Here is a 20,351-nt window from a genome sequence, read left to right on the forward strand (position 1 = left end):
CGGCAATGCAAAGTGAGAACCGTCCCTGCCTTACATTTTTGATTTTTGCATTAAAGTGTTGATAAAGGCTATTCCGGCTAAAAAAGTGACGGCTGAAAAGGCAAGGGAAGAGAAACCGGCGATAGGGTCCAGATTAAAGAAGATGGCGTAGATGGAAGCGCTGACCAGCCCCATCATCGCCGCATACGTTTCGCTCGGGTATCTGGTCAACAGATACCGAATCAGTTTACTGGTCAGCAGGATCCCTGCAATCATCCCCGACCCGATCGCGGCAATTACCGGAAAATTAAACGCCAGTAACGATGCGGTCGCGGTTTCATAGACACCCAGAATTGTCAGGATCAGCGCGCCGCTGATGCCGGGGAGCACAAGCGCCGTACTTGCAATAAACCCTGCAGCAGTAAAGAATATATAATCGAAAACCGAGAGATTATCCACATTTATGTTATTCATCGCGCCAAGAAACGGACTGAACACAATCAGGCTGATAAACAGAAGCATGATGACATAGTGTTTCGCCTGAAGTCTGTGGTTGGCCTGCTGAAGTGTTTCTTTCCAGAGGAAGGGCAGGAAACCGACGATAATCCCCACGAAAAATATCAGGGTCGGCGTACGGTAATATGCTAATAAATACCCAACTATGAAAATCGAAACAGCAAAGCCAAGGATCATGCCTGCCCCAAAGAGCAGGAGGAAAGGCAGGGCCTCTTTTCTGCGTTTTGTTGTGAGAATACTTAACGAATAAACCAGTCGTTCATAAATACCGAAGATCATGGCCACTGTACTGCTGCTAATCCCGGGAACCGTTTCGGTAACACCGACCGCCATGCCTCGAAAGAATATACCAAACATTCATTTCAGCACCTTACTGGAGAGAGTAGGATAACTCCTGATTTGCTATAATGATTTTAAAGAAATGTACTTCCGCTCGTCAACAAATGATACTTCGATAAAAATATTAAAGGAGCTATCACAATGAGTATTTTTCACTCAGACCGGCCGGTCATCCCAATCGAATCATTGGAAAAATCAGCGTGGGAACGGTTTTTTTCCATAATCAGTGTCCTGATTTTTTTGGGAAGTATCGTGTTTCTTGTGATGATCTGGGGGAACCTGCCTGGTCAGGTTCCGGCCCATTTCGATGCCGGCGGGGAGGTCACCAGGCTCGGCTCCAAATGGGAGCTCGTTATTCTGCCGCTCATCGGGGCATTGCTTTACGTGCTGCTTCATGTGCTGGAAAAATACCCGCATGTTCATAACTTCCCGATCGAAATTACAGAGGCGAATGCAGAGCAGGCGTATCGGATTTCCCGTTCGCTTCTCGGGTGGCTGAAAAACATTATCCTCGTCCTGTTTACAGCGTTGATGCTGAATAGTGTCGTTATTGCGATGGGATGGGCAGAGGGAATGGGTATGCTTCTTTTACCGCTGACGCTTCTGGGGACAATGGTGCCCATTGCTGTGGCGATTGTAAAGCTGATGAATATGAGGGCAGAGGAGGGATCAAAGTGACAAGGGAAAAGAATGCAAGGGTCTGCGAGAAGGGACATACGTATCTGAAAAGCAGCGACTGTCCGACCTGCCCGGTCTGTGAGAAGGAAAACAAGCCTGAGAGCGGCTTTCTGTCGAAGCTGAGCGGGCCAGCAAGGAGCGCGCTCGTGCATGAAGGCATCGACACGCTGGAGAAACTGTCTGCGTTTACGGAAAAAGAGATCTTGAAATTGCACGGTATTGGTCCGGCGTCTCTCCCGGTAATGAGAGCGCTGCTGGAGGAGAAAGGGCTGTCGTTTAAAAAGTAGCAGGTGGCGGATTTTTAAAAATACTTTTTCTGTTGTTTGCAATTTCTCTTTCCCCATGTTATTCTTAAGAAGAATTATTTTTGTTCGGTGTAAAGGATAGTATGCACTTGAGAGTACTTGGGCAAGAATAGTAATACATTTGTGTGGTAAACGCACTAGGAGGCAACAAACATGGAACAAGGTACAGTAAAATGGTTTAACGCAGAAAAAGGTTTTGGATTTATCGAAGTAGAAGGAAGCGACGATGTATTCGTACACTTCTCCGCAATCCAAGGCGAAGGCTTCAAAACACTTGAAGAAGGCCAAAACGTAACGTTTGAAGTTGAGCAGGGTTCCCGCGGACCGCAGGCTGCTAACGTTCAAAAAGCTTAATTTATATTGCCACTATAAACAGGCTCTTTTACAGGGCCTGTTTTTTTACGCAAAAAAACCCTGCTCAACGTTCGAGGAGGGAGCCGGCAGGTTTACATAAAATTCAGGGAACAGCTTAAGAGAAACTTTTTATTTGATTATCTGTGATCCCTTTAATTGACTCGAGTTCACTGTTGAGAAATTTATATGCGTGATCGAGCATCTTTTTTTCGCTTGAATTAAGTGTTTTTTCTTTGTTCATACGCAGTAAATCACGTACCACTTCAGCACAGTCCTGTATTTCACCCGTTTTTATTTTTTCCGAGTTCACTTTGTACCTTTGTTTCCACGGCAGCACTTCGTCCGACTCCCCGTGATGAAAATTGTGTATGAGCTGTTTTAGCGCACGGATGTCTGTAATAGGGCGTATACATGAACTTACTATTTTGCTCGCAGGAATCATGACCTGCATGTCCCCGATCTTCATATTAATGACATAATACTCTTGTGTTTGCCCCGCAAGTTCCTTTTCTTCAATGGCTTTGATGGTGCCTGCCCCATGCATTGGATAAACAATCTTATCACCAATTTCAAACAAATAATCCCCTCCTCATAATATGTTGCCTCCTTCATCATAACACATTTTTCACATTTAACAAATTTTCAATAATATCACATAAACGATTTAAGAGTCAATGGTTTTGTAAAAGAGGGACGGTTCTCATTTCGCATTTTCTGGTGATAATGCGAAATGAGAACCGTCCCTGGGTGGCAATCTTGATTATTTAACTAAATTATACCATTTTATGTTGGTATTTATCAGTCTGTGTTTTTTTTCTTGTGCTGATAGTATATACGTAGAAAGAAATGGGGGGACGCGGATGATTGATTACAGGATCGAGTCGAAAGAGGGCTATGATGATAAAATCGGGGAACTTGTCTGGATGCTGGAACATACGAGGGCAATCACGATGGAGGAGATCGCAAGTTTGAGCCGGATTGAGCTGGATTGCATTATGGACAAGGAGGCGAATACCATTGGCGCTCTTTTATCGCATATAGCGGCGATTGAGTTTGTGCACCAGGTGATTTCCTTTGAAGGAAGGGATATGACAAAAGAGGAAGAACAGAAATGGGGCACTTCTCTTGAACTGGGGGAGCGCGCAAAAAAAGAGATTCGCAATTATTCCTTTCAGGATTATCGGGAGAAGTTGTCAAAAGTAAGAGCGGATACGTTAGCCTGTTTACGTGGTAAAACAGATGAATGGTTATTTGAAGAACACAAGTGGGATAACGGCGTTTCGTACAACTATTACTATTTGTGGTATCACGTGATGGAAGATGAAATCAGCCACCGGGGGCAGATCAGGGCTATAAAGCGGCAGCTGGCAGGTCATTGAGGGACGGTTCTCACTTCGCATTTTCTGGTGAAAATGTGAAGTGAGAACCGTCCCCAACTGGCATCCAACTGGCACCTGCCGTTTTACGCCGCTTTGCTGTGCTGAAACAGGCTGACGCGGTCAATATCAGGAAGCTTCCGCAACACGGAGCTGCTCAGCCAGAACAGGCTGAAGAAAATCATGGAAATCCCGCAGATCATGACCGGAATTTCCGGTGAAAGGGTTTCTCCTAAAACACCGCCAAGGAGCGCGCCTGCAGGCATACCGAGAGATGCGGCACTCGACAGCAAGGTGATGACTCTTCCGATAAACGCGGTCTCCACCTGCTGCTGGATCGCGGAAAACACAAGGATGTTCAGAATGCCGATCGAAATAGCGCCTGTACAGAAAAGAATCATGGAAGGGACGAGCGGCAGTGTTGCCGTGCCAATCCACATCACACCTGTACCGGCAAAGGAGATAATTGTTAATTTTCCAAAATCAATCTGCTTAAGTTTTGGAGAAAGAATGGCTCCAATCAGGATCCCGAGCGACAGGGAGGCCAGGTAAAAGCCGTACACTGCTTCTGCTCCGTTTCCTTTAATCAGGGTAAATGCAGGTAAATTCGTAGTCATGATCACCATGGCAATGTTAATGAAGACGATGGAAAAAATCATTTTAGGAATCAGGGACTGGCGTATATAGGAAAAGCCGGCTTTGAGATCTGTAAAATAAATGTTCACGGCAGATCCGACAGACTGGGATTTATCTCGCGTGATTTCCGGCTGCTGGAAGGTAAAGAATGCATACATAATGGTGACAAATACAAGAGAGGCAGCGGTGATGGCAATAGCCGGAACTGTCCCAATAATAGCAATGATAATTCCTGCTCCGGCGATGAAAGCAATATCCATCGACTCGCGGATCGTCTGCAGGTAGGAATTTGCTGCGACCACGTTATCTTTACCGACGATGAGCGGTAAAATGGTTGATTCAATTGGGTAAGTATACTGTGTAATCAGCGCCGTGATAAACAGCAGAATGATGACATACCAGACATTAAGTCCAACGGTGTAGTGCATGAGCGGGATCGTAAACAGGATGACCGCTTTGATCAGGTTGCTGTATACAAGACCGTTTTTATACTTGGCATAGTTCGCGAACGGTGCAATCAGAAAGGCCAGCGTACTGGCTGAAGTGACCGCAAAAAAAGCAAATCCGGAATAGAGAACGCTTCCGCTCAGGTTGAAAACAAGCAGCATCGCTGCAACCGAGTAAATACCGCCTCCGAGCCCGTTGGCAAAGACCCCCGTGAGCAGGATCAGGAAATTCCGTTCAAATACAAATGGCTTTATTCTGCTTCTCATTGTTTCTCCTCCTCATCGGCTTCCTTCATAACAAATTCAATCAGATACGGGGATTGCTCTTCGCTGTCCTTTTCCTTGTAGGATAAGTGGCCGTACTTAAAGAACAGCTCCTCGATCTCTTCATTAAACTGAGTCACAAGCTTTTTGGATAAATACACATTTACTGTTTTGCCGTCCACGTGTCCCGGTGGAGCTGTTTTTTCCGGATTCTTAAAGATCGTCGCTTTCGCCCGGTAATATTTTTCGACGATCCCTTTATCTGTGTCGATGTTTTCAACCTCAAGGATATCGTGCTTTAACAGCTGCTGAATGTGATAGTAAACCGTTCCGGGGTTTTTTCCGACTTCATCGGCGACCTGTTTCGGTGTCATCGGTTTTTCGTAAAGCAAAGCTACCAGTCTTGACCGAAGGGGATTTGATAACACTTTCTGCTGTTCCCAATTGATGTCCATAACCTCGCGCTTGGTTTTGTTTTTCTCGTCCATAATGGCCACCTCTCACTTTTTATATTTATGTTTGCAAATCAATTTGTAAATCCAAATCATTTATTTGTATTTATCATACGATTTGGAAATCCAAATGTCAACATAAATTTTGGAAATAAAGAGACTGTGGCCCTTTTTGCAAAAGAGGGACGGTTCTCCCTTTGCATTTTTAATGATAATGCAAAGGGAGAACCGTCCCCGTCATTTGTTTATTTCGCTGATGAACTGTTCGATGACTTCCTCTATTTTCAGCACTCCGACATTCCCTTTCTTACGCTTTCTCAGCGCCACAGACTCGTCGGCCATTTCCTGATCCCCGACGATGAGCATGTAGGGGATCTTCTTCTTTTCGGCTTCCCGGATTTTGAGCCCCATTTTCTCCGAGCGGTCGTCTACTTCCACGCGCAGACCGGCTTTTTCAAGCTTAGCCTGGACTTCATAGGCGTAATCGGCATGTGCCTCGGCAGAGATCGGGATGATTTTTGCCTGGACCGGTGTGAGCCAGAGGGGAAATTCCCCGGCAAAGTGCTCAATCAAAATCGCCATGAAACGCTCCACGGAACCGTAAATCGCCCGGTGAATGAGAACGGGCACGTGGCGGCTGTTGTCATCCCCGATATAGGAGCAGTCGAATTTCTGAGGCATCTGAAAATCGAGCTGGACCGTGCCGCACTGCCAGCTTCTACCGAGGGAGTCCAGAATATGAAAGTCAATTTTAGGCCCGTAAAACGCACCGTCACCGGGGTTCAGCTGGTAGTCGACGTTCTTTTTTTCCAGAACCGATTCGAGCGCGCCCTCCGCGTCGTCCCAGATTTCCTTGGCTCCCATGTAATCTTCCGGCCGCGTGGAAAGTTCGACCCGGTACTCGAAACCGAAGTGGGCGTAAAAATCATCCACAAGATCGAGGATATTGGCAATTTCGGCTTCGATCTGATCCGGGCGGACGAAAAGGTGAGCGTCGTCCTGCGTAAAGGAGCGGACCCGGAGCAGGCCGTTTAATGAACCGGAAAGCTCATGGCGGTGAACGAGGCCAAGCTCACCATACCGGACCGGAAGCTCCCTGTAGCTCCGGCGTTTGCTGTTGTAAATCGCGATCGCCCCGGGGCAGTTCATCGGCTTGATCGCGTAGTTCTGCTCATCTACGTTGGAGAAGTACATGTTTTCGTGATAGTGATCCCAGTGGCCGGACTGTTCCCAGAGCGCCTGCTTCATCATGATCGGTGTTTTAATTTCCCGGTAGCCGGCCGCCTGATGCTTTTTCCGCCACAGATTTTCCAGCTCGTTGCGGATTACCATCCCGTTGGGCAGGAAAAACGGCATGCCCGGCGCCTCCTCCATGGACGTGAACAGCTCCAGCTCCTGACCCAGCTTTCTGTGATTCCTTCTTTCAGCTTCTGATTGATTTTGATTGACCATTGTATAATTCCTCCTTGTTAGTTGCGGGGCGCTGCCCCCCGCTATGTGAAGTGGGGACGGTTCTCGCGTGACATTTTTCCTTCAAAATGTCACGCGAGAACCGTCCCTGTGCTACATAAAAAAGACCACACTCCTCCCGGAAATAGGGACGAGTGTGGTCGTGGTTCCACCCTGAATTTCATAGAGCTGTGGTGTGCTCTATGCTCAGAAAGATAACGGATTTCCCGGCTGCGGTTAGTCTGACCTCTATCAGAAGGCCATTTCCCCGCAACAGCTCAAAGGTGGTAAACGATTCGGTTTTCCTCAAGGGCTCTCAGCCGGTGACCCCGTTCTCTGTCAGGAAAAGTGAAGAATCATTCGTGTCCTTGTCAACGCTTCTGGTGTAAAGCGGGGACGGTTCCCGCTTTACATATCTTGTTGAATTGAGTAGGAATGTAAAGTAAGAACCGTCCCCATGTAACAAAAAGACCACACTCCTCCCAAGAATAGGGACGAGTGTGGTCGTGGTTCCACCCTGAATTTCACAGAACAGTCTTGTGTGCTCTATGCTCAGAAAGATAACGGATTTCCCGGTTACAGTTAGTCTGGCCACAGCACAGCCATTTCCCTGTAACAGCTCAAAGGTGGTAAACGACTCCTTTTTCCTGCAGGGCTTTCAGCCGGTGACCCTGTTCTCTGTCAGGAAAAGTAAAGAATCGTTCGTGTCCTTGTCAACGCCAGGTTATTTCGATTGTTGGCAGTATATGCCGCTGTACTCTAAAGCGTGCAGTTCATAGAAAAAAGCCTATAAAAAAAGACCGCACTCATCCCGAAACAGGGACGAGTGTGGTCGTGGTTCCACCCTTAATTTCATAGAGCATCGAACGCTCCATGCTCAATAAAGATAACGGATTTCCCGGTTACAGTTAGTCTGGCCACAGCACAGCCATTTCCCTGTAACAGCTCAAAGGTGGTAAACGACTCCTTTTTCCTGCAGGGCTTTCAGCCGGTGACCCTGTTCTCTGGAAAGAAAAGTGAAGAATCGCTCATGTCCTTTTCAAAGCAGTTCTCGTGCGATTTGTTATTGTTTGTAATAGTAATACACATTTTGGAAAAGGTCAAGCATGTAAAGTTGGGACGGTTCTCCCGTGGCACTTTTGCCGGTTATAACGGCTCTAGAAACGATGTCACGCGGGAACCGTCCCCGCTTCACATAGTCAGAACGATTATCCTAATTCTATGGAAATTGAAAAGCTGACGCGATACAATGATTAAACCGTGATCATTTCCGAAACACTGCGGTGATCTCCTTTTTTATACATAGTCTTGAGAGGTGCTTATGATCAGAAACTGGTATTCCATATTTGTCATCGTCCTTTTTTTATTTGCAGGTACGAATACCACGCTTTTTCGTTCCTACGAGGCACAGGGAGCAGGGCTTTTTCCTGTAAGTATTGCTCTGTATATTCAGTGGTGGGTCTGGCTGGTACTGCTTTTGGCTCTGCTCCTGTGGAAATTCCTCCGTGAAAGAAAGGACCTAAGGGAAAGGGAAAACTGATGTGAAATGGGGACGGTTCCCGCATGACATTTTTCCGCCGGGAAACTCCGGACGGAATGTGAAGTGAGAACCGTCCCCATTTTTCACGTTGCACAGAGATCTTCCAGCAGGTGCTTCAACGCATGAACGGTGTGAACACAGTCATTCAGTGATGACCATTCAGCCGGATTATGGCTGATGCCATCTCTGCTTCGTGTAAACAGCATGGCGATTGACGTCTTTTTCCCCATGATCATCGCGTCGTGTCCCGCCCCGCTGGGAAGGAAATAGGGTTCCCGGTCAACGGCCTTTTGGACAGCTGCGGCTGCTTTCTGCTGCATCTCCTCTGTCACCTTAACCGGTGGTGCAGACATAATCTCCTTTGTCGTCACTTCAATGTTCCGTTCTTCGGCGATCTCGCAGGCCTTGGCAAAAATCGCTTCCTGCAGAGAATTTCGTGTATCCTCATGGATATCCCGTACGTCCACAGTCATCTGAACTTCCCCGGCGATCACGTTTACCCCGTTCGGTTTCACATTTACCTTGCCTACAGTTGCCACGGCGGATGGGCTGAACCGGGATGGAAGTTTCTCTATTTCAGCGATGAATATTCCTGCCGCCACCAGCGCATCGGTACGGTCATCCATTGGTGTATTTCCAGCGTGTCCAGCGGCCCCTGTAAATGTCACATCAAGCCACGAGGGGCCTGCGATTCCCTGAACCACTCCTACAGGAAGATCTTCTTTTTCCAGCTTTTTTCCCTGTTCGATATGCACTTCCACAAAAGCGTCTACATCCGTAAAATCCCGCGCAGCCTCCTTTATGCTGGAGAGGCTTAACCCATTTTCCTGCATCACATCTTCAAAAAGTTTTCCATCCGCATCGGTTAACGTCCTTTTTTCATCCGGATCCAGTGTCCCGGTTATTGCACGACTGCCTGTTAAACCGCTATTGAAGCGGGCGCCTTCTTCGTCAGTGAAAACAACCACCTCATAGGATTTTTCCGGTACAAAGTCAGTGTCTTTCCATGCCTGAGCCACTTCGATGGCTGCCAGCACACCGAGAGGGCCATCGAAATGACCGCCATTTGGGACACTGTCCAAATGAGAACCCGACATCACAACGGCTTTGGAGGAGGCTCCTTCAAGTCTTCCGATCACGTTGCCGGCGCCGTCTTCTTTAACCGTCAGGCCGGCTTCTTCCATCCATAGCTTTGCCAGGTTTTTTGCTTCTTTCTCCTCTTTTGTAAAGGAGATCCGGTTTGAGCCGCCATCTTCCGTAAGTCCGATTTTCGAGAGCTCATAAAGACGCCGGGCCATACGCTCACCATTAACGCCGGAATGTGTCAGCTCTTCATGAGAATCGTTCATTAGAGTTTCCAATCTCACTTGTCCGCCTCCTGTCCCTGTTTCATTCATTAAAGGAGCAGGCCCTGGCCCGCTCCCGATACATCAGCTTTTTTTCTTCAGTCTAAATTTAAACTCACAGACGCCTTCCCGTAAAACGTATTGATCATGATCTACGTCAAAATCCCTGTTATACCCTCTGGCAATAGACGGATCAATCATTTCACAGTAAAGAATACCGTACTCACCCATCCCATCATCTGCCCACTGCTGGCCAAACGGACACTTGGTAAATGTCTGTTCAATGACTTCCGGGTAGTGCTCTGTTTCCATTTCAAACAATTCGCTGCGGGCCATGTCGTAGTTGGAAAGATAATTCTCAATGGTGTTGTCCTGCCCGAGGTGTGCCGCACGCGCTGCGATGCCTTTTCCTCTCGCCTCACCGAAAGTCCGTACACCTTCACGAACAGCCTCTTTGCCTCTCTCGCCATACTCATCCACCACAGCCTTGGCCACTTGCCCAAACAATTTGGCCATCTGCCCGTACACAGTGGCTTCGTCCTGCTCGAGCTTTCTCTTTTCAACGTTTTCGGGAATATACTTGCCCAGTGTATGTACTTCTCCTTCTTCAGCAGCTCTCACAGATATATTTTGTGCCAGGTCATATCCAAATCGGGAAACCCCATGGCCTGCCAGTTTCCCACCGTCCTCTCCAAATGACGTGATCACTGACTTCTCCACATGGGTGAAAAGCCGGGCTGTAATTCGGTACATCGACAGTGTCGGTAACGGTTTTCGTTCTGTCTGTTTTTGTGCCATTTAGATCTCTCCTCTCACTCTTCAGTGTACAGTAACTCCTTTTTTGTTTGAAGAATTTCGTTTTTTCTTCATTCACAGTCACGAAAACTGACAGGACTTCAAGTCGAAGATTCAATCAGAGAAATGACGAAAAAAAAGCTGGACACACTAAACAAAAAGAAGCCAGGAGGTAAAAGAATGAAAATGTTGCTGGTAATGATGATTTTTTTAGCCAACTTCCAGATTTGTTCACTGGAAGATCTCACTCTGGAAATGGAAAGAGCAGGATCACCTCTGCAAAAGGAACAGCAGGAAGAGCCCGCTTATGCGAAGTGGGGGAAGCTGGCCGTGGAAAAAGTGAAGGAGCGCTATCCCGAGGATAAGGTGGTGGACTACCTTCACGTTGGCAGAGAAGAGCTTGGAGAAGGAAAAGCCTCGGAGAAATTTAAGCTCTGGCTCAGGGGAGAAGACCGAGAATTCGGTGTGTTTGTAACAATCACCTTTGAAAAAGCCACGGACGAAGTGATTGACATCCAATACGAAGAAACAGACCGATAATGGTAATCGGGGACGGTTCTTTCTTTGCATTTTAGGCTCGTAGCTGCGAGCTTAGAATGTCACGCGAGAACCGTCCCCAATTTTCATCGAAAGACATATTGTCCTTTGCCGATTGTGATGGTTTTTTCTTTCAGGTTGCTGGAATTTGTGGTGAAAACCAGCTGGGACAGGGTGTTTTCGTTATTTTTCCCTTCCTTGAAAACAAAGGCACATTCGCCGATTTTAAGAGCGTGATCATGCTGATCGGATCTCTGAAGACCGAAAAGCGTCTGCCAGTGGTCTGCCGCTGCGCCGGGGTTGTCCACCAGAAAGACCGCCTCATCCAACTGCACTTTTCCGGCGGGGTGGTCTTTGATGACCCCTTCCTTTTTGAGGAGCGCTTGTCTTTCATGGTCCAGCTCTTTCCATTGGATAAAGAAAGGGTACAAAAGGCCTTTATAGTCACCTTTAACCGTTACCATTTTCCACTCAATAAGCCTGCCATGACCGTTCAGGCGTTTGCCGTTTAATACAGGGGAGACGGATAATCCGTGGTCCAAGAGAGAAGTGCGGATGGTTTCGATATGATCGGTCCGGATCGCGACGCGGCTCAGGACCTCCTCTTCCGGCAGGTTTTTCACCGCATCCTGTGCGATCAGGTTTTCCGCTTCGGGATTCCGGGCGGCCTCCCAATCCTCCACGCCCATAAATTCAATGTAGTTTAATCCAAAATAGCTGAGTGCGTTAAATGTGCCCCACTGCTTATGCGAGCCGCCGTGGATGGCATGAAGACCGTTGTCCTTAAACGTCTGTACGGCTTTTTCCAGATCGTTTACGTAATGCACCGTATGATCCCACTCCATTAGTGCCATTGGCCCGCTTCACTCCTGTCTTTTTTGTGAATTGGGGACGGTTCTCCCTTTGCATTTTTCAACACACGTGGCTGCCGGGGAAGATGTCATGTGAGAACCGTCCCCAATTCTCCACTCTCTATTTTATCCTGCCGGTGGCGGGGCGTTAAGTAATATGTGTTCATTCGGCACTGTTTTCTGATCCGTAAAATGATAAAATAGAGCCATTAACTTGAAAGGCTGTGATTTTTATGAATATTACATTCGAAGGTACAGACTTAAAAAAGGGGGTTACTTGCGGGTAATTCAATCCAATCATTGAATGCTCGCGCAAATTTACTAATGAAGGAGCATTTCAATTGCTGAATAAACAGGAATTTAATTTGTGGGCGAACGACTATGACAAGACTGTTCAGGTGAGCGAGGAGAACAGCCAGTATCCGTTTGCCGGCTATAAGACGATTCTGAACACCATTTTTAACGAAATCATGAGCGCGCCAGGTGCGGCTGTACTGGACATTGGGTTCGGTACCGGCACACTGACCAGCAGGCTGTATGAAAACGGGCACCGGATCGACGGGGTTGATTTTTCCTCTGAGATGACAGCAATCGCAAGCTCAAAAATGCCGAAAGCCAATTTAGTAGAATGGGATTTTTCAGAAGGCCTGCCGCCGGACATCCGGGAAAAGACATACGATGCCGTGATCAGCACTTATGCGCTGCATCATTTGAACGATGAGGCAAAGATCGCGTTTATCGAAGAACTCCTTCCTCTTCTTAACGAGGGAGGCAGAATCCTGATCGGTGATATCGCCTTTGGAACGAGGGACGAACTGGACCGGTGCCGGATAGAAAACAGCCGGATCTGGGATGAAGATGAGTTCTATTTTGTATTCAAAGAGTTAAAGGAAGGGCTGAAAGACACGTGCCGCTGCCGGTTTATCCCGGTGTCACACTGCGGAGGCGTAATCGAGATCTCACCTTCCAGATAAGTGGGGACGGTTCTCTCGTTGCATTTTCAACCTGCGCGTTTGCGTGAGTGGAAAATGTTAAGCGGGAACCGTCCCCATTTTGCATTCTTGAAAAACCAGCTGGGACAGACTGTTGAAATTTTTATTTATTAAATATATTTGAATATACTTGGTAATTTATCATGTTATCAGTATGATTATAAATGTTACAATGGCATTATTGACTAATCGATAAGGATGTGAATTATATGAAGCCCGGCTATCAGGAAACCTATGCGAATTATTTCAGCCATCGGCAGGAGGAGTTTCAGCAGGCTTTGCTCAGTGATGCAGATCAGGTGCGGGGTAAAGTAAATGAAGTCCTTTTAGTTGGAAATATCGATTTACTTGATAATGCCCATAAGCTTGTAATGTATGCCCTTACAGGAGAAGACGGCGAGGCCCTGTCTTCCTTTGCTGAGAAAGAAGGTGTTGCATGGGCCCAGCACGAGCTGACTCTTTCTTTTAAACTGGAGTGGGTTCAGACAATCCGACGGACGATGTGGGGGTTTCTTGAAACACTTCAAAAAGAGGAAGATACGGGTAGTATTCCGTTCTTTGACCTGGAGAGACAGGTGAATGACACCATAGATCAGTTTCTTAACGGCTTCTTTCTAAGTTACTCACGGTACAAGGACGCCTTGCTGGAAGCCCAGCAGAAACTCGTTGAAAACCTCAGTGCTCCGATCATTCCACTCAGTAAAGGTGTAGGTGTGCTCCCTCTTATCGGGGAAGTGGATGAGAAGAGAGTGGCAGCCATCGAGAACAAAATACTGCCTGAAATCAATCATCTGCAGCTTGAAACACTCATCATTGATTTTTCGGGTATTGCCAATATTGACTCTACAAGTATGAACCGCATTATGACTACGATCCACGGCACCTATATGATGGGATGTGAATGCGTCATTACAGGGCTGCGCCCGGACATTGTCCTCACTCTAACGAAAGAGGATCTCACTTTCGATTCTAAAATCATCACCAAGGGGTCGCTTGAACAGACAGTGAATGATTACCTTAATGTAAAAAAAGCTGATTTATAAGCCCTATTCTTTAACACAGGAGGCTTCCCTTGGATTAAAGGGGAGGCTCTTTTTCTTTGTTTTAATGGTGGCCGACAGGGCTGTGAGTGCTCCTTGGCATAATTATTTGTCTCTTCACCATCGTTCACATGGACATCGCAAACTGGTTTAGAAATGGAGGTTAAGTGTTAAGTGACACAGTTCACTCGCTGCATTGCAGTCTGGAAGCATCAGGTTGCTAATGTCACGTGAGAACCGTCCCCGTCTTGCAAAACTTATCATTCTATCAGTATATTCCAAACTGATATAATTGCGGTATAAAAAAATAATGGTAAGGATGTGAAAACCAGTGAAAACGAGTACTCACGAAACCTATGCCGATTATTTTGATCACAGGCAGGAAGATTTTAGCCAGCAGCTCCTGTGCGATGCCTCACAGGTCCGGGACAAAATTGATGAAATTCATCGCGTAGGAAATATCGATCTTTTTGAGAATGCGCATAAACTGGTCATGTATGCACTTGGGGAGAACACTTCGCTTTCTTCGTTTGCTGAGAAAGAAGGGGTGGCCTGGGCGCAGCATGAACTCACGCTGTCATTTAAGCTCGAATGGGTTCAATCGATCCGCCGGACGATGTGGCGCTTTCTGCATGATTATCATGAAGAAAACAAGAATCAGTATGGTAATTTTTTCGAACTGGAAAAGCAGGTTAACGATACGATTGACCAATTCCTGAATGGCTTCTTTTTAAGCTATTCCCGGTATAAGGATGCCCTGCTTGCCGCTCAGCGTGAGCTCGTTGAAAACCTGAGTGCCCCGATCATTCCTCTCAGTGACCGGGTATGTGTGCTGCCTCTGATTGGGGAGGTGGATGAAGACCGGGTGGAAACGATCGAAACAAAAACGCTTCCGGAAATTAAAAGACTCCAAATTGAAACACTCATTATTGATTTTTCGGGCATCGCGCAGATGGACACGCAGAGCATGAATCGAATGATGAAAACGATCAACGGGACCCAGATGATGGGCTGCGAGTGCATCATTACAGGTCTTCGTCCGCAGATCGTGAGCAACCTCATAAACAATGACCTTCAATTTGACCCGAACATCATCACCAAAGGCACGCTCGAGCAGACGGTTAACGATTTCTTCTTTTCCAAACAATAATGTGAAGTGGGGACGGTTCTCACGTTTCATTTTCAGCCTGCGCGTTGGTGTGAGTGGAAATGTTACGCGGGAACCGTCCCTGTTTTGCAATAAAAAAAACGAACTTAACTCTGGGAGTTAAGTTCGGGAGTGAGTTTCTTGTTTATGCTCCAGTTTCGTCGTCACATTCAATTGGGCATCCTGGGGCAGAGACCCATAATAGATATAGGACAAAGGACGGTTCTCGCGTGGAATTGTTTCGAGGACAAGTCCCTTTTTTCTACTAAAAGGTGGGGATGTGGGTGAAAGAGCCAGTGAGAGTGATGCTACTGGGCATCGCAGTTATGCTGTTAGGGCTATTCTTTCAAAATATGTCCAGTTGGGGTTCGGGGCCGACCACGGCCGTTCAGCTAGTGATGGCAGGTGGATTCGTAACGGTGCTTGTTGGTTTTTTCATGAAGAAACAGGTTAAGTAGGGACGGTTCTGCAACGTGAGAACCGTCCCCGGTTGTCAAAAAGGAGGGATTGGCGATGGATGAGATTCCGGATTTGAATCTGTTTATGATGTGCCGGTCACTGAACACGGATGCGCTGACCGAACTGCCTGAAGTGTATATTTCAGGAAGCTGCGGCCGGAGGAATTGACTTTCTGGATGACAATTCCTTTTGCAGATGAAAAAGAAGCGAAAGAATATGAGCCGTTTATGCAGGAATTCGTTGAGCGAGTGTATGGGGGCCAGGAGGCACTGTTCTTCGAGCGGACGACCGTTGTGTGCGATGAGCAGGACGAGATCGTGGCGACCTGTACCGTCTGGGATGCCTACGGGAAGTTCACGTCAATACACTGGTTTAAAGTGCTGGAAACGTATGAGGGAATAGGCATCGGCAGAGCGCTGCTGTCGAAATTAATGAAGGAACTGGAACCGGCGGACTATCCGGTTTATCTTCACACCCAGCCGGGGAGCTATCGGGCAATCTGGCTGTACTCGGATTTTGGGTTTGATCTGCTGGCAGGAGAGCGGTTCGGTACGAGAACTAACGACCTGGAGGTCTGCTTGCCAATTCTGAAAAAGCACATGCCCGACGTCTATTTCAGCAGACTGGGACTCTCAGAAGCACCAGAGGAATTTACTGATATACTCCGCTCAGTAACAACAGAGGAATTTTAATGCAAAGTGGGGACGGTTCTCACGTGGCACTTTCGCATCAGGCACGCAGCCGATTGCGGATGCCGCACGGGAACCGTCCCCGATTAACATTAAAACGCTGCCTCTCTGCTCGGAATGACCTCGGCAAAGGAACGGAGAACGGTGTTATGATGACCGATAATCTGCTCAGCTGTCAGGTCCCCGGCATCCACGGTGGTGTGGGTGTCGGAAAACAGCGTGACGCTGTAGCCGTGACTGAAGGCGCTGCGGCACGTGGTGTCCACACAGTAGTCCGTCTGAATGCCGGCAAGACATACATGCTCGACCCCGAGTTTCTTCAGCTCTTCATCCAATGGAGTCTGATAAAAGGAATCGGGTCTTTTTTTGTGGATTATGAGATCCCCGTTTTCCGGAGCGATTGCCGGATGGATTTCCCACCACTCGGTTCCGTAGACCAGGCCTTCCGGTTCGTTGTGCTGCACATAAATGACAGGCGTCTGTGAAGCACGGGCTTTGGCGATCAGCCCGTTCAGGTTCTGCAGCAGCTGCTCTCCATCATAAACGGCATGTCCCTCAAGAAACATCCCGTTTTGTACATCAATGATTATGAGTGCTTTTTTCGTCATGCGAATCGCTCTCCTTATGAACTCAGATGCCTATCTATTCGCTGACTTCCTAAGCGAATCCTGCTTTAATAATTGGGGACGGTTCTCATGTGACATTCCCCTTAAAAAATGCAATGCGAGAACCGTCCCCAAATTGCGTTTTAACGATATGGATAATACGGGGCGTAAGGGGAACGGTATGGGTACTGCGGATAAGACCGGTAATTATACATCTGCGGCTGGGCTTGCCCCTGGCTCTGGACCGGGGCGCAGCTTGGTCCAATATACGTATTGGGCTGAACACGGGCAGTCGTTTCAATCCATTTGTTTTCATCCATACAGTAATTGTGAGCCATCACGCTCGATGGTGTTAATTTCAGGATGTTTGATCCAAGGATCACCTGGGGCTGCGGTGCATCAAAAATAGCAAGCAGGTGGGTACCGTCTTCCAGGGCCTCTTCATAATGCCACCAGCCCTGAGGCACGTTGGCAACCTGGCCGGGGGAGATGGGGAAATTAAGAATCTCATTCGTAAATGGATTCAGCATCGACACCGTGACACTCCCGGATATGCAGTAGACAAGCTCCGATGCATTCTGATGGTAGTGTGGCTCGACAAAATTATTCCGGCTGAGAAAAATGTCCAGAAGGGAGGAGTTTTCAAGCGTATTCAGCTGCTGGACACCTAAAACATTGATCAGGTTTTCATTGTCTTTTTTAAACAGAGGACTTTGGTTCATATCAAAGGTAAACTGCGTATCAGGAGACGTATAATCCATATATTTGGTCATCCTTAGTCACCACTTTCTTCATATAGCTGTTCCGTGTGCTCTAATCAATGTATGGAAAAAAAACCGCTGGGTGAATGCAAAGCGGGGACGGTTCTCACTTTGCATTAAACTATGAAACACGAGCTGAACAACAGGCTCGTGTTTTTTTGCCGACGCTTTATGTTAAGCGAGAACCGTCCCTAATTAACACTTCATCCGAAAAAATGCCAAGTGAGAACCGTCCCCATATGACACCCAAAAGACACCTCCACGCCTCCAAAGACCCCAAAGAACCTCTCGAAAATAACATTACATTTGTAACTACCTTGAATAGGTCCAGGTTTCTTATGATAATAGTATCAACTAAGGCAGGTGGTGCTGTTATGGCAACTGTAGAAATGAAAAATATACTGAAGCGCTATGGAACGGAGCTGGCGCTTGACTATGTGGACCTGGAAATCGCCGAGGGTGAAATTCTGGGACTGCTCGGACCGAACGGGGCGGGGAAGACGACGCTGATCCACGCTCTGGCCGGAGTCATCGGTATTGATTCAGGGGAAATCGAGATGTTTGGCAAAGAGCAGCGGAAGCATCTTCTCGAGATCAAGCGCAGAATCGGGCTCGTGACACAGGAGATCACGGTATTTACCGATCTGACTGCAAGAGAAAATCTCGAATTTTTCGGCGGGATCTACGGGCTGAAGGGAAGTGAACTGAAACAGCGGGTCGATGACACGCTGGCTGTGGTCGGCCTGACAGATCATCAAAAGAAGCTTCCTTCTGCTTATTCAGGAGGGATGCAGCGCCGGCTTAACATTGCCTGCGCCATGGTGCACAGACCGAAATTACTCATTTTGGATGAACCGACCGTCGGCATCGACCCTCAGTCCCGGAGTCATATTATTGATACGATCCGGGAGCTGAACCGTCAGGGGACCACCATTGTTTATACCACCCATTACATGGAGGAAATTCAGGCAATTGCCTCCCGGGTGGTCATCATGGATGAAGGTCACGTCATTGCGGACGGCACCGTGGCGGAACTGATTGAACGAATTCAGCATGAAGAAGTGATCCGCCTCGGTGTTTCAGATCCGGGCGAGGAACTGGCGGAGGCCATCCGTAAAATCGACAGTGTCAAAAAAGTAACCATTGAAAACAGCACGGTGCATATCATCTCTACTGCAGGATCCGCCACCCTCGACCGTGTGCTGGCTGCAGCCCGTGAATTCGGAACGATCCACGCCATTGACACCGAGAAACCGAGCCTGGAAGACGTTTTTCTGACGCTCACAGGAAAACGGCTCAGAGACAAGGGGGAGGAGTAGCCATGGTACTGAGATCCAGCTATTTTATTCTCCGCCGGATGATGAGAGAATACGTTTCCCTCAGCATCCTGCTTCTGACGCCGCTCGCTTTAATTACGGTGCTAGGTCTGATTGCCGATGATGCGGTCAATGAGGCCACAGGTCTTCTTTATAAAGCCCATGTCTCTGTCACGCTGATCCTTGCTTTTCAGCTTTTTGGAGGCTTTTACACAATGGAATTCATCCGAAACGATCTGTTTACCGCAAAGCGCTGGCGCATGCATGCCCTTCCTTACCACGTCAGCAGTCACGCATTTTCTATCGTCCTCACCAGTACCATATTCAGTATTCTGCAGGGGCTGGTCCTGATGATGTACACCTACTTCGTCTACGGTGTGGACTGGGGAAATCCTTTTTTTGCCCTTGGTGGACTTGCAGCGGTAGCGGTCTTCTCGCAGCTTGTTTTTCTTAATCTTGTGCTTGGCGTGAAGAACTATAAAACAGCCGAACGGGCCGGAACGACATTCGGTTTTCTTTCCATTATTCTTGCCGAAACGTGGTTCTCTCTTCCGGACCAGCGGTTCTTTACATTCCTCTCCACTTACGGCAACCCACTCTCACTCGGGGAAACGATCATGCACGCAGGAATGCACGGGGAAAATATCCAGCAGGCCTTCATCAGTCTGGCCATTTTGATTGGAATGGCTGCGATCCTCATTGTCCTCGCCTGGAATACAGGAAGGAGGAGAATCGGATGACAGTATTTTTTTATGCTCTCAAACGGTATTTCAGAAAACCGTCCAACATTGTATTTCTGTTCATCCTTCCTGTGGCAGCCGTGTTTCTGCCGGAAGGGGAGTGGCTGCCGATCCCGCTCGGCTATCAGTATTACGGTGTCCTGCTTCTGCTGATTTCAGCGAGGCTTACGAGTATTCTCCTCGACGACAGAGCCAACCGGATTCACCTCAGGATGGCTGCCGCTCCGGTTACGCATTTTCAGTATCTGTTTCAGAACCTGCTCGCCTACTCGCTCCTTCTGATCGTTGTAACGGCCGTGTTCGTTGCAGCAGGTGTGCTTTATCATGGAGCAGGACTCCCGGCACCGGGCCTCCTGTTTATCGTGTATACGCTCTGCAGCATCACTTCGATCGGCTTCTGCCTCGCCTGGTATTCCCTTTTTCAAAACAGGGAGGCAGCGTTTCACATTCTCGGCGGATTGATTATCATCATTGCCATGCTTGGCGGAATGATGTGGCCGGTGGAAATCATGCCCGAAATGCTCCAGCGCCTCGTGATGCTTCTTCCCACGTACTGGATGGCAGAAGGCGTCATCCTGGCCGCACTTGATGCGCCGATCCGTGAGCTCATCCTGCCCCTTGGCATGATGGGACTTTTCAGTACCGCTTTTCTCCTTGTGGGGAGCCGCAGAAGAATGGCGTGAACCAACACGAATTTATCCTTGTGCTATAGTAGCGGTAGAATAATCAGGAATACCCG

The 20,351-nt window shown here is 47.9% G+C and carries 23 protein-coding genes; 13 read left to right on the plus strand and 10 right to left on the minus strand.

The window, feature by feature from the left end; translation table 11 throughout:
• Positions 1–30: 30 nt before the first annotated feature.
• On the minus strand, positions 31–852 hold the full coding sequence (locus tag CR205_RS13410; protein ID WP_110520625.1) for a DUF368 domain-containing protein: 822 nt from the start codon (positions 850–852) through the stop codon (positions 31–33).
• 123 nt (positions 853–975) lie between these two features.
• Here CR205_RS13410 and CR205_RS13415 point away from each other — a divergent pair, with 123 nt between their 5' ends.
• The 3 genes from CR205_RS13415 to CR205_RS13425 all read left to right on the plus strand — a co-directional run bounded on the left by CR205_RS13415 (position 976) and on the right by CR205_RS13425 (position 2,171).
• The gene (locus CR205_RS13415) at positions 976–1,512 is read left to right on the plus strand and encodes a DUF1648 domain-containing protein (protein ID WP_110520626.1); all 537 of its coding nucleotides are present in this window, start codon (positions 976–978) and stop codon (positions 1,510–1,512) included.
• Positions 1,509–1,799: an RNA polymerase alpha subunit C-terminal domain-containing protein gene (locus CR205_RS13420; protein ID WP_110520627.1), complete on the plus strand. Its 291-nt coding sequence runs from the start codon at positions 1,509–1,511 to the stop codon at positions 1,797–1,799. The genes CR205_RS13415 and CR205_RS13420 overlap by 4 nt, the downstream gene beginning before the upstream one ends.
• Positions 1,800–1,970: 171 nt before the next feature.
• The gene (locus CR205_RS13425) at positions 1,971–2,171 is read left to right on the plus strand and encodes a cold-shock protein (protein ID WP_110520628.1); all 201 of its coding nucleotides are present in this window, start codon (positions 1,971–1,973) and stop codon (positions 2,169–2,171) included.
• 115 nt (positions 2,172–2,286) lie between these two features.
• On the opposite strand, the gene CR205_RS13430 is transcribed toward CR205_RS13425, so the two are convergent.
• Entirely contained in the window at positions 2,287–2,748 is a 462-nt protein-coding gene (locus CR205_RS13430; protein ID WP_110520629.1) for a CarD family transcriptional regulator, read from the minus strand.
• A 283-nt stretch (positions 2,749–3,031) separates the two neighbouring features.
• Here CR205_RS13430 and CR205_RS13435 point away from each other — a divergent pair, with 283 nt between their 5' ends.
• The gene (locus tag CR205_RS13435) at positions 3,032–3,550 is read left to right on the plus strand and encodes a DinB family protein (protein ID WP_110520630.1); all 519 of its coding nucleotides are present in this window, start codon (positions 3,032–3,034) and stop codon (positions 3,548–3,550) included.
• A gap of 83 nt (positions 3,551–3,633) precedes the next feature.
• Here CR205_RS13435 and CR205_RS13440 read toward each other — a convergent pair whose 3' ends face one another.
• The 3 genes from CR205_RS13440 to thrS form a co-directional block, all read right to left on the minus strand.
• Complete coding sequence (locus CR205_RS13440) at positions 3,634–4,896, minus strand: MFS transporter (RefSeq protein WP_110520631.1); 1,263 nt, start codon at positions 4,894–4,896, stop codon at positions 3,634–3,636.
• Positions 4,893–5,381: an ArsR/SmtB family transcription factor gene (locus CR205_RS13445; protein WP_110520632.1), complete on the minus strand. Its 489-nt coding sequence runs from the start codon at positions 5,379–5,381 to the stop codon at positions 4,893–4,895. Before CR205_RS13445 ends, CR205_RS13440 begins: the two co-directional genes overlap by 4 nt.
• Before the next feature lie 201 nt (positions 5,382–5,582).
• Entirely contained in the window at positions 5,583–6,797 is a 1,215-nt protein-coding gene (gene thrS, locus CR205_RS13450) for a threonine--tRNA ligase (RefSeq protein WP_110520633.1), read from the minus strand.
• Between the two features lie 1,318 nt (positions 6,798–8,115).
• On the opposite strand from thrS, the gene CR205_RS20305 reads away from it, so the two are divergent.
• The gene (locus CR205_RS20305) at positions 8,116–8,334 is read left to right on the plus strand and encodes a hypothetical protein (protein ID WP_110520634.1); all 219 of its coding nucleotides are present in this window, start codon (positions 8,116–8,118) and stop codon (positions 8,332–8,334) included.
• An 83-nt stretch (positions 8,335–8,417) separates the two neighbouring features.
• On the opposite strand, the gene CR205_RS13460 is transcribed toward CR205_RS20305, so the two are convergent.
• Together CR205_RS13460 and CR205_RS13465 are read right to left on the minus strand one after the other, a co-directional pair.
• Complete coding sequence (locus CR205_RS13460; protein WP_328587726.1) at positions 8,418–9,701, minus strand: Zn-dependent hydrolase; 1,284 nt, start codon at positions 9,699–9,701, stop codon at positions 8,418–8,420.
• Between the two features lie 63 nt (positions 9,702–9,764).
• Positions 9,765–10,478 carry an L-2-amino-thiazoline-4-carboxylic acid hydrolase gene (locus CR205_RS13465; protein ID WP_236634833.1) on the minus strand — a complete coding sequence of 238 codons (714 nt, stop codon included), beginning with the start codon at positions 10,476–10,478 and terminating at the stop codon, positions 9,765–9,767.
• A 177-nt stretch (positions 10,479–10,655) separates the two neighbouring features.
• Here CR205_RS13465 and CR205_RS13470 point away from each other — a divergent pair, with 177 nt between their 5' ends.
• Positions 10,656–11,015 (plus strand): YqzG/YhdC family protein, encoded by a 360-nt coding sequence (locus CR205_RS13470; protein ID WP_236634834.1) that lies wholly within the window; start codon positions 10,656–10,658, stop codon positions 11,013–11,015.
• A gap of 83 nt (positions 11,016–11,098) precedes the next feature.
• Here the strand turns inward: CR205_RS13470 and CR205_RS13475 are convergent, their stop codons facing one another.
• Positions 11,099–11,866 carry a VOC family protein gene (locus tag CR205_RS13475; protein ID WP_110520636.1) on the minus strand — a complete coding sequence of 256 codons (768 nt, stop codon included), beginning with the start codon at positions 11,864–11,866 and terminating at the stop codon, positions 11,099–11,101.
• Positions 11,867–12,204: 338 nt separating this feature from the next.
• Between CR205_RS13475 and CR205_RS13480 the strand changes: the two genes are divergently transcribed.
• The 4 genes from CR205_RS13480 (at position 12,205) to CR205_RS13495 (ending at position 16,193) form a co-directional block, all read left to right on the plus strand.
• Complete coding sequence (locus tag CR205_RS13480) at positions 12,205–12,837, plus strand: class I SAM-dependent methyltransferase (RefSeq protein ID WP_110520637.1); 633 nt, start codon at positions 12,205–12,207, stop codon at positions 12,835–12,837.
• 227 nt (positions 12,838–13,064) lie between these two features.
• Positions 13,065–13,898, plus strand: a complete 834-nt coding sequence (locus CR205_RS13485; RefSeq protein WP_110520638.1) for an STAS domain-containing protein — start codon at positions 13,065–13,067, stop codon at positions 13,896–13,898.
• A 328-nt stretch (positions 13,899–14,226) separates the two neighbouring features.
• Entirely contained in the window at positions 14,227–15,045 is an 819-nt protein-coding gene (locus CR205_RS13490; RefSeq protein WP_110520639.1) for an STAS domain-containing protein, read from the plus strand.
• A gap of 632 nt (positions 15,046–15,677) precedes the next feature.
• Positions 15,678–16,193 (plus strand): GNAT family N-acetyltransferase, encoded by a 516-nt coding sequence (locus CR205_RS13495; RefSeq protein ID WP_236634835.1) that lies wholly within the window; start codon positions 15,678–15,680, stop codon positions 16,191–16,193.
• Positions 16,194–16,282: 89 nt separating this feature from the next.
• Here CR205_RS13495 and CR205_RS13500 read toward each other — a convergent pair whose 3' ends face one another.
• Entirely contained in the window at positions 16,283–16,798 is a 516-nt protein-coding gene (locus tag CR205_RS13500) for a cysteine hydrolase family protein (RefSeq protein ID WP_110520640.1), read from the minus strand.
• Positions 16,799–16,938: 140 nt separating this feature from the next.
• Positions 16,939–17,568 carry a cupin domain-containing protein gene (locus CR205_RS13505; RefSeq protein ID WP_110520641.1) on the minus strand — a complete coding sequence of 210 codons (630 nt, stop codon included), beginning with the start codon at positions 17,566–17,568 and terminating at the stop codon, positions 16,939–16,941.
• Between the two features lie 362 nt (positions 17,569–17,930).
• On the opposite strand from CR205_RS13505, the gene CR205_RS13510 reads away from it, so the two are divergent.
• From CR205_RS13510 to CR205_RS13520, 3 genes are read left to right on the plus strand one after another with little or no spacing between them, the layout of a single operon-like run.
• Positions 17,931–18,875, plus strand: a complete 945-nt coding sequence (locus tag CR205_RS13510; protein WP_110520642.1) for an ABC transporter ATP-binding protein — start codon at positions 17,931–17,933, stop codon at positions 18,873–18,875.
• A gap of 2 nt (positions 18,876–18,877) precedes the next feature.
• Positions 18,878–19,612 carry an ABC transporter permease gene (locus tag CR205_RS13515; RefSeq protein ID WP_110520643.1) on the plus strand — a complete coding sequence of 245 codons (735 nt, stop codon included), beginning with the start codon at positions 18,878–18,880 and terminating at the stop codon, positions 19,610–19,612.
• Positions 19,609–20,295, plus strand: coding sequence for an ABC transporter permease (locus CR205_RS13520; RefSeq protein WP_110520644.1), 687 nt, complete (start codon positions 19,609–19,611; stop codon positions 20,293–20,295). Before CR205_RS13515 ends, CR205_RS13520 begins: the two co-directional genes overlap by 4 nt.
• Positions 20,296–20,351: the final 56 nt, after the last annotated feature.

This window comes from Alteribacter lacisalsi (assembly GCF_003226345.1).
GTDB lineage: Bacteria > Bacillota > Bacilli > Bacillales > Salisediminibacteriaceae > Alteribacter > Alteribacter lacisalsi.